Genomic DNA, 13,511 nt, shown 5'->3' with positions numbered 1-13,511 from the left:
TCAATCCCCGCCGTCGGCGGCGGACTCGAGCCGGCGGTCCGAGCCGTGTTCAGGTCCGGACCCGAACGGTCGGGAACGACTCGCGCAAGCGGTGCCGTTCGTACTCGCCGAGGACGGCGTAGGCGACGAAGCCGGCGAGGAGAGCGAGGGCACCGAGCGACTGGGTTCCGATCTCGAGGGACGCTCCGGCCCCGGTAAACCGGACGGTCACCGCGACGAGTCCGAGGCCGATCGCGATGCCGAGGCCGCCGGGACGCCCCTCGGCGGCGTTCCAGCGGACTGCGACCCAGCCGCGCCAGCCAACCGCGATCGCGACCCCGGCGACCAGCAAGAGCGCAACGGCGGACCGGGACACGAAGATCGGCCCCAGGACGGCGACGGCGCCGCCGACGCAGGCTCCGAACGCGGCGCGTTGCGTTGCGGCGAGTCGCCCGCCGCTACCAGCGGTCGATTGCGCTGCGTCGCTCTCGGCCGTGATATCGAGTGTGTCGTCCCGCTCCGGACTCGAGGCCCCGTCGGTCGGTTCGACGTGTGCGACGCGTTGGCCGGCCGTGAGGGACGTGCGGCCGGCGTCGGGGGCGTCCTCGAGTGGAGCGTTAGTAGTGTCGTCAGCCCCGCTGGGCTGCGGGTCGTCGATCGCCGCGTTCGCGCCCGGCCACTCGGCGTCGGCGCCGTCGAAGGCGATCGGGAGCCCCGCCGCGAGTTCGAAGCGGGGGTGGTCCTGTAGCTGGAAATGGAGATGTGGCTCCGAGGAGTTCCCGGAGTGGCCACAGCGGCCGATCTCCCGTCCGCGTTCGACGCGGTCACCGGGGGAGACCGCCACGCTGCCGGGGACCAGATGGGCGAGACAGCTGTACTCGTCGGGGGCGTGCTGGATCACGACGTAGCTCCCGCGGATGTCCCGTTTCAGTGGATGGGAGAGGCCGCCGCCACGGGGCGACTCGACGTCGGTATCGAAGACGTCGACCACGACGCCGTCGGCGGGAGCGAGGATCGGTTCGTCGTAGCAGTAGTACGAGTCCACCGCCGATCCGGAGCTGTCGGGGGAGGTCCGCCCGTCCGCGTCGGTGATCACGAAGTCGTAGGCGTAGCGCTGAGTCACCGGGAACCACGAGTGGGAGTAGTCATGGTCGTAGCTCCCGTTGACGACGGTCCAGGTGCCGTCGAACGGGAGCCGGTAGGACACCTGCTGATCGTAGCTTTCGACGTCGGGGAACGTCCCGCGGTGGCGGACGAACGCGACGGCGGTCCCGAGCCACTGCGAGAGGTCTTGGGCCAGCACGAGCGGGTTGAGAAACGTCAGTGGCATCGTCAGGAACCATGCCGCGTACTCCCGCCAACTCCCCATGTGGAGCCAGTCGGTCGGCTCCTCGCGCCCCTCGTCGGTCCCGCGTCGCAGCGCCAGATCCAGCAGCGGCGAGACGAACGGCCAGAGGAAAAAGAGGAAGAATACCTCAAAGACCTCGAGGACGGCCAGCGAGTCGAAGATGTAGCTAGGAAGGGCCAGCACCCCCAGTAGTGCGAGGTACATCGGCTCGAACGAGCGGAGGCGGCCCCGAAGCCGTGAGGCGAGCGTTGATTCGGCTATCGTCCTCCGTTCAGTCATTGATACGACCATGGGGCGAAAGGCACGTAATCGCTTTGTGAACTGTAGTTCACCAGCTATGTTAGCATACCTCTATTGTCGCACGCCTGTCCGGAACGGTCAATGGGCTGTCGGGACTACGATAACGCATGGAACCGGACGACCGGACGGAGGCCACAGTTCGGGAGGCGTTCTCGCTGCTCGACCACGAGATCCGTCTCGAGATCCTCCTGACATTGCTCGAGGACTGGCACGCGGTGTACACGGCCCCGAAATCGTACGCGGAGCTGATGGACGCGGTCGGGATGCGTGACAGCGGGAAGTTCAACTACCACCTCGACAAGCTCCGCGGCGTGTACGTTCGGCAGGTCGAGGACGGCTACGTTCCGACGGCGAGCGTGACGGCGCTGTACCGGGCCGTGCTCGCGCATCGACCGACTGAGCGCCTCGAGTACGAACCGACGGCGATCGACTCGACGTGTCCGCGGTGCGACTCGGCGGCGATCCTGCGGTACGACCGGGGATTTGTCTCCGTCGAGTGTACGGCGTGTGATGACTGGCCCGGCTTCACGTATCCGTTCCCGAAAAACGGGTTCGCGGGGCGAAGCGCTCGGGCAGTCGCTCGAGCGACTGCCCGCCGCGCCAGATACCATATCGGACTGGCTCGCGACGGACAGTGTCCGTTCTGTGCGGGAACGACGACCGTCAACGTTCCTCTCGACGACATTGCAGACGATACTCCGGTCGAGATCGCGTGCGACACCTGCCCGTTTCTGGTCGGCGTGGAACCGCTCTCACCGTTGCTGTTCGAGGATCGCGTCGCCAGTGCACTCGGCGATATCGGCGTCGATCTCGAGCGTCCAGACTGGGAGTTGCCGACGCCGACGACGTGGGTCGAATCCCGGGACCCCGTTCGGCTCGCGCTCGAAGTCGAGGACGAAGCGGGAACGGCCACGATCGTCGTCGACGAGGCGCTTGCCGTTCGGTCGGTCGCCATTGACCGATAACTAGAGTAGCCACTGAAACGATTCACACACTGATCGAAACGTAGTCGTGCGATTAGGTGTGCAGTGACGTTCAGTGGCTACTATATCACCGCGAGCGCGACGTGAGTCGCCAGCGTCTCAGGTGCCTCGGAGACGAGACCGGACCGGGACAGCGCCGGGCTCTCACTGCGGGGTTCGTTCCGTTCGTCGCGGACTGTTACCGAAGTGATGTTTTTAAGGCCGGGGAACGATACGTTGCGAGTATGGGCATCCTCTCTCGGACTTCCTACGTCATCCGGTCGAAGCTCAACTCGGTGCTCAACCGGGCGGAGGATCCGACCGAAACGCTCGACTACTCCTACGAGCAGATGCGCGACCAGCTCCAGCAGGTCAAACGGGGCATCGCCGATCTGACCACGCAGAAAAAGCGCCTCGAGATGCAAAAACGTCGCCTCGAGGAAAACGTCGAGAAACACAACGGACAGGCTCGAACGGCGGTCCAGCAGGGCCGGGAGGATCTGGCGCGACAGGCCCTCGAGAAGAAGAAGACGAAGATGAACCAGATCGAGGACCTGGAGCGCCAGATCTCGGACCTGCAGAACCAGCAAGACCGCCTGATCGAACAGAAAGACGAACTCCAGAGCCGCATCGAGGAGTTCCGGACGAAAAAGGAGACGATGAAAGCCCGCCACGAGGCCGCCAAGGCGAGTTCGACGGTTTCCGAGGCGATGACGGCTACCGGCGAGGAGTTCGAGGACGTTGGCCGCGCCATCGAGCGCGCCGAGGAGCAGACCGAGGACATGGAGGCCCGCGCCGCCGCGATGGACGAACTCCACGAGTCCGGCGCGTTCGAGGACGTCCTCTCCGACAAGGACACCATCGACCGCGAACTCGAGCAGCTCTCGACCGACAGCGGCGTCGAAGCCGAACTCGAGACGCTCAAATCCGAGGTCGGAGCGGGCGAGTCCGAAGCCGCCGGCGAGACCGACGCGGCGGTCGAATCCGAGGGTGGGTCCGACGCCGCGCCCGATTCCGATACCGGAGGAGAGGTCGACGAGGAGGAACTCACGGAACTCGAGGGCGAGGATCAGGAAGAGGTTGAGACCGAACTTGCGGAGTTACAGGACGAAGAAAACGCCTGAACGGGATTTATTGACGATACCGGGCCGCGAAGGGGCCAATCGATCCGCCGGACAGCGAGCGTACACGCGTTCCTGACGAGGAACTGCGTTCTGTCTCTCTGGGAGGGAGAGAAACGGTTACCATCGTTCATGATATAGTGTGTACTATGAGCAACGAGTCGCCGTTCGAATCCGTCTCGCTGACCAATCAGGTAATCCTGCTCGCGGTCACCGAACTCGCCAGCGAGAACGAGACGCCGGTTCAGACGCACGAACTGCGACAGCACTGCCAGCGGCACCTCCCCGAGGTCGACACGGAGGTCGTCGGGACGATCACCGAGGCCGACGTGATCCGATCGCTGTATCGTCTCGAGGACGAGGGCCTTGTCGATGAGGTCAGTCCGGCGGAAACGTCGCCGACGGGGAAGGGGCGACCAGCGTACACGCTCGCTGTCAGCGCCGAAATGGTCTACGAGGAAGTCGCCGACGAACTACTGAACGGGTCGCCCGAGTGATTCCGATTCGGCCCCCTCGTGTGCGATAGCTCAGAGGCCGTCCCGCTGTGGGCGACTCGAGGCCCGGCTCAGGGCCGTCAGGAGGGCGTTCCCAGAACGGTAATATCGTAGCTGGCGACGTCTGACGGCGCCTCGAGGACGATCACCTGAAACTCCCAGGTCGAGCCGCCGTTGAGGTCGCCGGTGCTGGCGAGATAGCGGCCGAGCATGTTTCCGCCGTCGTCGTAGACGCGCGTTCGTACTTCGACGGTCTGGATCCGATCGGTTCCCGTGTTTTCGACAGTTCCCTGAATCGTCGAGCCGAGATAGCCGCTCTCGACGACGAACTCGTGGCTGCGCAGCGAGATTGGATTGAGCGGCGTCACCGCGCTGCTGGGCTGTTGTTGGGCGAGCGACGCTGCCGTGGACATCTCGCTCGCCGACCGATTGGAGACGTTGCTCTCGTTGATCCCGCTAACGGTGCCGTCCTCGTAGGTCGGTTGGCCGCCGAGACCGCCGTTACCGCCGAGACAGCCCGCGGCCGCGGCCGCGATACCTGACCCCAGTGTCGCGAGTACTCGCCGCCTGCTCGTCGGTTCCGCCCCGGTCATCGCCGCCGAGCGCTTGTCCGCGAGTTCGTTCCGTCACCGTGCATGTATCGGTTCGACACCGTGGACGCATTTCAGTGTAGGCCTTGAAGCGCTCGAGTCACCAGCCGTTGATACTGGGCCGGCCGTTCACGGCCACTGCGCGTCTCGTCTCGAGCCGACGAAGCGCGTCCCGCTGGCGGTGTCTGCAACGACGGCTCTTATTGTCGGGTCGGTTGAACGTGTCGCTATGGGGTCCTCCGAGACCGATGAGACGCTCGAGTCCTACGGTGCCGATATCGGGACGCGGTCGGGGTTGTTGACACGGTTCCGCGAGTGGTTTCTGGTCGAGGGCAATCGGTTAACCGTCGCGGCGACGGTTTTGATCGGTATCTTCGTTCTCCTCGTCGGGCTGTACGAACTCGGCGTCATCACCTTCGTCAACCCGAACTCCGTGACGCGCGTCGCGAGCGGGATGATCGCGGGGACGTTCTCGCTCGTGACGCTGGTCGTCTCGGTCAACCAGCTCATCCTCTCTCAGGAGTTCAGCGCGGCGGGCAAGGCCCGCGAGCGACTCGACGCCGTCATCGAGTTCCGGCAGGCCGTTGCGGACGACGCGGCCGTTCCCGCGAGCCCAGCGTCGCCCACGCGGGTGCTCGAGTTGATCGTCGAATCGATCCATCACGACGCTACCGGGCTCGCCGACGCCGTCGCGACGCACGACGACGATGAGCTGCGTGAAACGGTCGTTCGGTACACGAACAGCGTTCAGGAACGGACGGATCGGATCGAGGACCGAATAGAGAACTCCAAATTCGACACGTTCTCGGCCGTTTCGGCAGCGATCACGTACGACGAGTCCTGGCATCTGTACGTCGGAACCCACCTGCGCGGCGAGTACGCGGACTCGCTGTCGCCGGCCGCGATGGCGCAACTCGACGACCTGATCGAGTCTCTGGAGCTGTTCCACGTGGCTCGAGAGCAGTTCAAAACGACCTACCTGCAACAGGAACTCACCCGGTTCTCGCAGCTCACGGTGTACTGTGGCGTGCCGTCGATCCTGTCGGCGATCCTCGTCGGGTTCCTCTACGCCGACGTGACCGGACCGAGCGTCAGCGCCGTCGTCCTCCCCTACGTCGTGAGCGCGCTGATTCTCATCGTGCTCTCGCCGCTCGCCTTGCTCGTCTCCTACATCCTCCGGACCGCGACCATCACGCGCCGGACCGCGTCGGTCGGCCCGATGGTCCCCCAGAAGGATCCCGATGAGGGGCCGTTCGACGTGAGTCTCGGTGACCAGCGATAGCCGCTTTTCGGCCCGTCGCCGCTCGTGCGACACGCTTTTGTCCACCGTTGTGGTCGATGCCGATCGCCGGATGGATACTTCGGATTCGAACGTCGACGAGAGCGGCGGATCGAGCGAACACGATCAGTTGAACGGTCCGCGCCTCTCTCTCCTGTTGCGTCTGAACCGCTGGCTGTTTCACGGGGATCGTGCTCGCGATCGTCTACGGCGTCCTCGTCGGACTCAGTCAGGTCGGCCTCACGCCGCTGCGCGTGATCGTCGCGTCCAGCAACGGCACCTTCTGGATCTTCTCGGCGTTTATCGGCGCGATCATCACCGGCACGTCGATCGTCGTCACGATCAATCAGCTGGTGCTCTCCCAGGAACTCGGCGCGGTCGGCGACCAGCGCGAGCGCATGGAGGAGGCGATGAAATTCCGCCGGGATACGGAGGACAAGCTCGAGGAGGACGTGACGCCGCCGGAACCCGCGGGATTCCTCTACGAACTCGTCGACGGCATCGAGGACGAAGCGACCGACTTCGAGTCGGCGGTGGCGGGCGACACCGACCTCAGCGATGAACTTCAGGAACGGATCCGCGACTACGCCGACGACGTGATCGGCAACGCCCGGACGGTCAAGGGCAACCTCGTCTGGTTGACCAGCGCGGGCTTCGTCGTCGGCATCGCGCCCTTCGTGATCTTCATCGTCTACATTCTCCGGATCGCGACCGTCGCCAAGCGGACGCTCGCGATGGGGCCGTTCATCCTCCGGGAGTCCGCGCGCGACGATGATCTCGGGTGAGGCCGACGATCCGTATCGAGCACGCTTGCACACGGTAGCCCAGCGGCTATTCCCCTCCAGCCTCAATCGGCAGGTACGGCCACTTCATCCGAACAGACGAAGCGACAGCGATGTTCGGTCTGCGGGACCGAAACCAATTCCTTCTACTCGTACTGCCGGCAGTGTCTCGCGGACCTCGAGGCCAAGACCACGGGTTCGTCGATCGTCTGAGGGTTCTGGGCGGTCTCTCCGCCGCGAATCCCACGACGGATATAGCCCCGGCCGCTACCGGCGTGCGTGATCGTCGCCATCTGCGGGCCGCCGGGGGCCGGAAAGACCACCGTCGCGACCCGCGTTCGCCGCCGACTCGAGGAGCGGGACAGCCCGGTTTGTCTCTTCCACTCCGACGACTTCTCGAGTCGGACCTACGAGCAACTGGCCGACCGAGTCGACGAGGCTCCCGCGGACGCGATCACGCTCGTCGACGGCACGTTCTACCGCCGGGAGTGGCAGACGCGGTTTCGGACGCTCGGTACCGTTCGGTTCGTCCTCATAACTGCGAGTCTCGAGACCTGCCTCGAGCGCAATCGGGAGCGAGCGGATGCGATCGACGAACAGGGCGTTCACGTCGTCTTCCGGGAGTTCGAGGAACCCGATCCCGACCTCGAGATCGATACCGAGCGGTGCGGACCCGACGAGACTGTCGATCTGGTGATGGCCGGCCTCGAGTCGTGGCTTCACTGACGGCTCCTCGTGGCCGAGTGCGCCACCGCCTGCGTGAGTACGTTCGACGGCTCGCTGCGGTTCTCGACCGAGGATCACAGCCCGAGGTCGATGCCGAAGAGATCGGGCAGGGAGAATTCGTTGGGCGTCCGTTCGGGAACGAGTTCGTTCGGGAGCACGTCCCAGCCGAGTTCGTCCTCCCCGGGGACGGCGTCGGTGTCGAATCCGGGGTCGTCGGCGGGCGATAGATCGCGATCTTCTTGCGGGGGCGCGTCGTGTGCGTAGACGCTCTCGGGGTGGTCGACGGTCCAGATGTGGAGCATACAGGGCGTTCGACAGGGAAACTCGAGGTCGCCGTCCGCGAACTCGCGTTCGTAGGCCTGCTTGTAGTACCACCAGCCGAATCGCCCCGGAAGCCCGGTGTGGGCGTGCCACGGCGAACACCGGTCTGTGGACTCGTCCTCGCCGTAGGCCGCCGGCGGCTCGACCGGCTCTCCGCCGCGCGTCGCGATGAACATGACTCCCATCGAGCGCCACGATTTGTTGTCGACGAGGACCGATTCCGGCCGCTCCGGGTTCAGAAGGCCATCGTCACCGATAAAATCCGGACTGAGCCAGTGTGACCAGCTGTCGTCCCCTGTCTCGAGCGTGTCGAAGTACGGCTTGAACCCCGCATCGATCAGCGCGTTCACGTCGGGAAACCGGGTCTCGAGACTCTCGGCGACACCGGACCGGAGCTCGATCGTCGCCGGATGGTCGTCCGCACACCCTTCCATACTCGTCCCCTCGCAGTGGGTCATCCCGGGCTCGAGGGTCGCGTCCGGACATCCCCGATCGAACCGCGGTGCGACCGCTGGCTCACCACCACCATCCCCACCGGCTTGTGCACTCCCAACCACCGAGAGCCCCATTGTCCCGGCCGACGCCCGCAATAGCGCCCGACGGGATACGGATCGATCGCCGTCGCTGTCGTGCATACCAGCACCTCCCACACCGACGACCGATATGAAACCCCGTTGGTGGTCGCGCTGACAGTCGTCGGCAGTGATTCCTCGATCGGTCTCGGTGGCGGACGCTCGAACACCGAACTCAGTCGAATTCGGACTCGAGGACGGCACCTGTCCCCGGTCGCTCGAGGCCGGCGAGATCGATCCGACCGTCGGGCATCGGGACGCCGTCGGCGGGGTCGTCGGCCAGCAACAGCGAGCCGTCGAGGTCGGCGTAGTCCAGTAGCGGCGCGAGGTGACAGGCCGCCGCGATCGAGGCGTTGGATTCGGTCATGCAGCCGCACATGACCTCGAGGCCGTGGGCGCGGGCCGCGTGAATCATCCGCTTGGCTTCCCCCAGCCCGCCACATTTCATCAGTTTCAGGTTCGCGATGTCACAGCGATCGGCGATCCGCGGAATATCCGCGAGCGTCACGCAGGACTCGTCGGCGGCGATCGGCAGCGCAGAGCGCTCGGAGACGAATTTCAGCCCGTCGGGGTTCTCCGCGGGAACCGGCTGCTCGACGAACGCGAGGTCGAACTCGGCGAGTCGGTCGATCTTCGCGACCGCCTCGCGTGGCGTCCAGGCCTCGTTTGCGTCGACGAACAGGTCGACATCGGGGGCGACCGACCGAACCGTCCGGACGATCTCGAGATCGCGGTCGGTGCCGAGTTTGACCTTCAGCGTGCCGTACCCGCGTTCGAGCGCCGTCTCGGTCTTCTCGCGCATCGTCTCGAGGTCGTCGAGGCCGATCGTGTACGACGTCTCGAGCGTCTCCGCCGGATCGAGTCCCCAGTATCGATACAGTGGTTCCTCGAGTCGTTTCGCAACGAGGTCGTGAAGTGCGATGCTCACCGCGGCGCGGGCCGACGGATTCCGCCGAACGGTCTCGCGCAGCTCCCGTTCGATTCGCTCGAGTTGGTGTGGATCGCCGACGTCCTCGACGACCGCCAGCAGGTCGGGCAGGACGGCTTCGACCGTCGCGGCGGTCTCGCCGTAGTGAGCGGACGGCGCGGCAGCGCCGATGCCAGTCAGGCCGTCGTCGGCCGCGTCTCCGATCCGAACGAAGACGACGTCGGTCTCGGACGTCGTCCCGCGGGCGATCCCGAAGGGGTACTCGAGGGGCAGCGAGCGCCGTTCGAACGAGGTCTCGAGGGCCATCTCAGCAGAGCTCCTCGAGCAACTCGTCCGTCCCAAAGCGGATCACGTCGGTCGCGGGTGCGCCGAGCGCGTCGGTGTACGCTGCGACCGCCTCGCGGGCAGCATCGTCGTCCTCGAGAGCGGCGGTGTTTATCGCACCGGCGACGACCCGACTTGTCGCGACCGGTTCGGCGACGCTCTCGTAGAGATCAACGTACGTCGGGATCGACGGCAGCGAGAACGACTCGTAGCCGTGGATCGCCTCCCGGTCGGCCTCGTGGCAGAGCACGAGCGAATCCGCCATCGAGCCGTGGAGGATTCCGAGGGTGACCGGCGAGTACGCCGGATGGACGATGCTACCCTGGCCCTCGACGAAGAGGTAGTCGTGGTCGTTGCCCTTTTCGAGGATCATCTCCTCGACCGCGCCGGCGGTGAAGTCGCTGACGACGCGGTCGATCGGTGTGCCCCAGCCCTCGATCATGATTCCGGTCTGGCCCGTCGGGATCACGGCGGCGTCGTGGCCGGCCGCGCGGGCGTCGCGGGCCAGTTCCATCGTCGTCGTCATCTTGCCGACCGAGCAGTCGGTGCCGACGGTGAGGATCACTTCGGCGTCGACCTCGCCGGCGACGCCCTCGGCGACCGTTAGATCGTCGGGCGGGTTCCGGACGTCCCGTAGCTCGCAGTCGTTTTCGGCCGCCAGTCGGGCGAACTCCTCGTCTTCGGCGAGAAAGTAGTGCAGCCCCGAGATCACGTCACAGCCGTCCTCGAGGGCCGTCCGGACGTCCCCGCGCCAGCGCTCGTCGAAGCCGCCGCCGATCGGCGCGATGCCGATCAGCAGGGCGTCGACGGCGTCGGGCTCGAGGTCGTCCATGCCGTCGACGATCGGGGCGTCCTGCACGTCCGAGACGAAGTCCGCGACGCGCCCGCCGGCGTTGTCCCAGTCGAGGACGGCGACGGCGTCGTGGTCGGCGTATCGGAGGACGCCGAGGGCGGTCTTGGCCCGGTCGGGGAACTTCTCGTGGGCGAGGATCGCGATTCGCATACCCGGAAATGGACGAGGGAGTACTTGAACGTCCTGTTGACGTCTCCGAGAGCGGTGAGCAGAATCGGCGGGCCGACGATCGCCACATCGTCCCCGTTCGCGTTCCAGGGACGGACGATGACGGATCGCTGGCTCGGCGCGTGGGGACTCGGCTCGGTCGCATTCGGCGGCGCGTCCCTCCTGGTACCGCTCTACATCGTGGAACTCGGTGCATCGCCGGTCCAGCTGGGAGTGCTGGCTGCGACCGTCGCCTTCGGCGCTGCCGGGCTCGCGCCGCCGGGCTCGTTATAATCGGCGCGGCGCTGGTCGTCTCGCTCGAGGCGCTTTCGGGCGGCGGTCGCGCCGTGACAGCGCCGCCTGAACCCGAAGGCGGGGTCGAGACGGTCGGCGAGGAGATCCCGACGCGGGCAGCAAACCGCGACGAGTAGCGGGTCGATATCGGCGTTGCTACCGCCGATACCGTTCCCTCACGCGACGAGTGATGGAAACAGGTCGGCGTTCATCGTCGGTCAGTTCGCCTCGAGCGTACAGGCGGGACGACAGAAATCGTACATACTCGGTTTGAACGTCCGTTTCCAGTATAGAACCGTATCGGATCGATACGGCAGATTACACGTCACTATCGCGATTCATCGGGCCGCTCTCGATCGATTGTTTCGCCCTCGCTATCTCTTCGCGGTACTGTTTCACTGCCCGCAACGACTACTGGTAACTGATCGACCTGGTTTACCGAAATCAACGGTCGGTGCGCTTATGTTGCTGACTCATGTGAACTGGTATCATGCATGGCGTCCTGAACGAGACGACGAACAAGATCCACCGACACGAATCCGGCCGTTCAGACTTCCAAACGACCTGCGGGGCGACCTCTCACGTCGCTCATGATAACCTCCGACTGGTCCCCGTCGAGCAGGCGGTCAGTGACGCGGACGCGAACAGATGCGGTCGCTGTTTCGACGACGGCGGCAGCTACTGACGGGCCGATATCGTCCGAAGTGCGGACTCATACGGTCTACTGTAAGTCATTGCCGGTGCGACCGCAGGGCGGTCGCGGTCGCACCGGTAAATCGTTACAGCAAACCGTATCACAGCACCCGCATCTCCGTCGTCCAGAACGACCGGACAGCGTCCGCGAGCGCCGCCTTCGGTTCGCCCGTTGCGTCGACGGCGGCCGTCGCGGTCGGCTCGAGCCCCGATTCGTCGACGAGCGTGTCGACGGTGCCGCGCTGGCCGACGAGATAGAGTGGCATGTCGGCCCGTTTTCCCGCAGGTTCGTACGCAGCCAGCGCGTCGCCACAGCGCTCGAGGTGGTCGTCGATCTGTCCGTCGCGAATCCGCTCGAACCTGGCCTGCGAAAACCCGCCCTTCGAGTGGCTCCCCTTGACGTCGCTCTCGAAGCCACGATAATCGACGCGCTCGTCGCCCTCGTAGACCCCGACCGCAAACAGATCGGTCCGGACCAGCGCGACCGCGTGTCGGCCGGTCGGCAGGAACCACTCGCGCTCGAGGGCGAACCGGTCCCGCCAGGCCGTATCGACGTCCGGAGTGATCGGCGGCTCGAGCGTCACGGCGAGCAATCCGGCGTCGTCGACGCAACACAGACACGGCGCGGCCTCGTCGACGAGCGCGACCCGATCGCCGAGCACGTCGTCCAGATCCGCACGGACCGACTCGGGCACCGCGTCGTCCACGCTGGCGGTCAGCGCACCCTCGGCTCCCGTTCGGAGGGACGCCAGCCGGTCGAGGACCGCCTCGAGCCGGGGGCCGCGCAGCTGGTCTCGGCGGCGAACTGTCAGCGCGCTTTCGTCCGCGTCCACTCGCTCGAGTTCACCCTCGAGTTGGGCGATCCGATCCTCGAGCCGGTTGACCCGCTCTTCGGCGTCCTGTCGTGCCGTAGCGGCGTCAGCTCGGCGCTCGGATTCGGCCTCGTAGCGCTTTTGCAACCGCTCGTTTTCCGCTTCGAGTTCGTCGATGCGCGCGTTGAGCGAGGCGCGGCCGAGCAACCTATCGAGCATCCGGCCGAAATCGGGAAGCGAGGCTACTTTTAGGTTCCGGCGTTCGACGGCTCGTCACCGGTCGGCCCTGCGTCGTCGGCTCGCAAGCCGCCGGCGAACGAGAGCAGCTGACGGGCGCGCTCGCGCCTGGCCAGAAACACCTCCCGGAGCGATGGCGGGTTCCGGACGTCGATCCCCTCGAGCATCGATTCCGGCAACGCGAGCGTGTTCGTCGGGACGGCGTCCGCCCCGTGAACCGGGAAGTGACTGGTCTCGAGTTTCATCACCAGCGGCGCGTCGAGTCGCTCGACGCCGTCGCCGGTGGCGTACACTTCCTCGTTGATGCGTTCGTGCTGGTCGCTGTGCATGAGTGCGTGCTCCCCGTTGGTCGGGGTCACGTAGAGACGTCCGAGATAATAGCTTCGCGAGAACACCTCGAACATGGTAATAGGTAACATGGGTTGAAGTGATATAACTGTTGGCAGGTAGGCTTATGTCGACGTGCTATCAGTGCGTTCGCCATTCGGCGGTCGCTCGGGCGATGTTCGGAACGATCGGTCGCGGATCGATCCGATTAGATCTCAGATATAGTAACAACTGAAACGATTCACACACTGATCGCACAGCCGTCGTGCGATCAGGTGTGCAGTGACTTGCAGTGGCGACTATAGTGTCTGGTCAGCGGCCGCTTCGCGTGAGTCCTCACCACAATGGGGGAGATGTCACGATTGCCCCCGTTGCAGTAGCGGTGATTGTGGCATCTCTCCGATTACGGTATCGGCGCTCAT

The 13,511-nt window shown here is 65.3% G+C and carries 13 protein-coding genes and 2 pseudogenes; 8 read left to right on the top strand and 7 right to left on the bottom strand.

The window, feature by feature from the left end; translation table 11 throughout:
• Positions 1-49: 49 nt before the first annotated feature.
• Complete coding sequence (locus ACEWFR_RS10215) at positions 50-1,606, bottom strand: M23 family metallopeptidase (protein WP_374060925.1); 1,557 nt, start codon at positions 1,604-1,606, stop codon at positions 50-52.
• A 128-nt stretch (positions 1,607-1,734) separates the two neighbouring features.
• Here ACEWFR_RS10215 and ACEWFR_RS10210 point away from each other — a divergent pair, with 128 nt between their 5' ends.
• From ACEWFR_RS10210 to ACEWFR_RS10200, 3 genes are all read left to right on the top strand, one after another.
• Positions 1,735-2,592: a winged helix-turn-helix domain-containing protein gene (locus ACEWFR_RS10210; protein ID WP_374060924.1), complete on the top strand. Its 858-nt coding sequence runs from the start codon at positions 1,735-1,737 to the stop codon at positions 2,590-2,592.
• A gap of 242 nt (positions 2,593-2,834) precedes the next feature.
• Complete coding sequence (locus ACEWFR_RS10205) at positions 2,835-3,713, top strand: PspA/IM30 family protein (RefSeq protein ID WP_374060923.1); 879 nt, start codon at positions 2,835-2,837, stop codon at positions 3,711-3,713.
• A gap of 146 nt (positions 3,714-3,859) precedes the next feature.
• Positions 3,860-4,207 carry a hypothetical protein gene (locus tag ACEWFR_RS10200; protein ID WP_374060922.1) on the top strand — a complete coding sequence of 116 codons (348 nt, stop codon included), beginning with the start codon at positions 3,860-3,862 and terminating at the stop codon, positions 4,205-4,207.
• A gap of 77 nt (positions 4,208-4,284) precedes the next feature.
• On the opposite strand, the gene ACEWFR_RS10195 is transcribed toward ACEWFR_RS10200, so the two are convergent.
• Positions 4,285-4,797, bottom strand: coding sequence for an FxLYD domain-containing protein (locus ACEWFR_RS10195; RefSeq protein WP_374060921.1), 513 nt, complete (start codon positions 4,795-4,797; stop codon positions 4,285-4,287).
• A 226-nt stretch (positions 4,798-5,023) separates the two neighbouring features.
• Between ACEWFR_RS10195 and ACEWFR_RS10190 the strand changes: the two genes are divergently transcribed.
• The 3 genes and pseudogenes from ACEWFR_RS10190 to ACEWFR_RS10180 all read left to right on the top strand — a co-directional run bounded on the left by ACEWFR_RS10190 (position 5,024) and on the right by ACEWFR_RS10180 (position 7,581).
• Positions 5,024-6,076 carry a hypothetical protein gene (locus ACEWFR_RS10190; RefSeq protein ID WP_374060920.1) on the top strand — a complete coding sequence of 351 codons (1,053 nt, stop codon included), beginning with the start codon at positions 5,024-5,026 and terminating at the stop codon, positions 6,074-6,076.
• Positions 6,077-6,146: 70 nt separating this feature from the next.
• Positions 6,147-6,858, top strand: a pseudogene (locus ACEWFR_RS10185) (hypothetical protein).
• Between the two features lie 276 nt (positions 6,859-7,134).
• Positions 7,135-7,581 carry an AAA family ATPase gene (locus tag ACEWFR_RS10180; RefSeq protein WP_374060919.1) on the top strand — a complete coding sequence of 149 codons (447 nt, stop codon included), beginning with the start codon at positions 7,135-7,137 and terminating at the stop codon, positions 7,579-7,581.
• Between the two features lie 74 nt (positions 7,582-7,655).
• On the opposite strand, the gene ACEWFR_RS10175 is transcribed toward ACEWFR_RS10180, so the two are convergent.
• The 3 genes from ACEWFR_RS10175 to ACEWFR_RS10165 all read right to left on the bottom strand — a co-directional run bounded on the left by ACEWFR_RS10175 (position 7,656) and on the right by ACEWFR_RS10165 (position 10,729).
• On the bottom strand, positions 7,656-8,537 hold the full coding sequence (locus ACEWFR_RS10175) for a hypothetical protein (RefSeq protein WP_374060918.1): 882 nt from the start codon (positions 8,535-8,537) through the stop codon (positions 7,656-7,658).
• A gap of 112 nt (positions 8,538-8,649) precedes the next feature.
• The gene (locus tag ACEWFR_RS10170) at positions 8,650-9,708 is read right to left on the bottom strand and encodes a dipeptide epimerase (RefSeq protein WP_374060917.1); all 1,059 of its coding nucleotides are present in this window, start codon (positions 9,706-9,708) and stop codon (positions 8,650-8,652) included.
• 1 nt (position 9,709) lies between these two features.
• Positions 9,710-10,729: a DUF1611 domain-containing protein gene (locus ACEWFR_RS10165; protein ID WP_374060916.1), complete on the bottom strand. Its 1,020-nt coding sequence runs from the start codon at positions 10,727-10,729 to the stop codon at positions 9,710-9,712.
• A 117-nt stretch (positions 10,730-10,846) separates the two neighbouring features.
• On the opposite strand from ACEWFR_RS10165, the pseudogene ACEWFR_RS10160 reads away from it, so the two are divergent.
• Both ACEWFR_RS10160 and ACEWFR_RS10155 read left to right on the top strand, forming a co-directional pair.
• A pseudogene (locus ACEWFR_RS10160) lies at positions 10,847-11,017 on the top strand (MFS transporter); the annotation flags it as partial.
• Between the two features lie 493 nt (positions 11,018-11,510).
• Positions 11,511-11,705, top strand: a complete 195-nt coding sequence (locus ACEWFR_RS10155; protein ID WP_374060915.1) for a hypothetical protein — start codon at positions 11,511-11,513, stop codon at positions 11,703-11,705.
• A 109-nt stretch (positions 11,706-11,814) separates the two neighbouring features.
• Here ACEWFR_RS10155 and ACEWFR_RS10150 read toward each other — a convergent pair whose 3' ends face one another.
• Together ACEWFR_RS10150 and ACEWFR_RS10145 are read right to left on the bottom strand one after the other, a co-directional pair.
• Positions 11,815-12,744: a Vms1/Ankzf1 family peptidyl-tRNA hydrolase gene (locus tag ACEWFR_RS10150; RefSeq protein WP_374060914.1), complete on the bottom strand. Its 930-nt coding sequence runs from the start codon at positions 12,742-12,744 to the stop codon at positions 11,815-11,817.
• 29 nt (positions 12,745-12,773) lie between these two features.
• Entirely contained in the window at positions 12,774-13,166 is a 393-nt protein-coding gene (locus tag ACEWFR_RS10145; RefSeq protein WP_374060913.1) for a DUF5802 family protein, read from the bottom strand.
• Positions 13,167-13,511: the final 345 nt, after the last annotated feature.

The organism is Natrinema sp. H-ect4 (genome assembly GCF_041894845.1).
Classification (GTDB): Archaea; Halobacteriota; Halobacteria; order Halobacteriales; family Natrialbaceae; genus Natrinema.
This window is presented reverse-complemented; position numbering and strand designations above follow the sequence as displayed.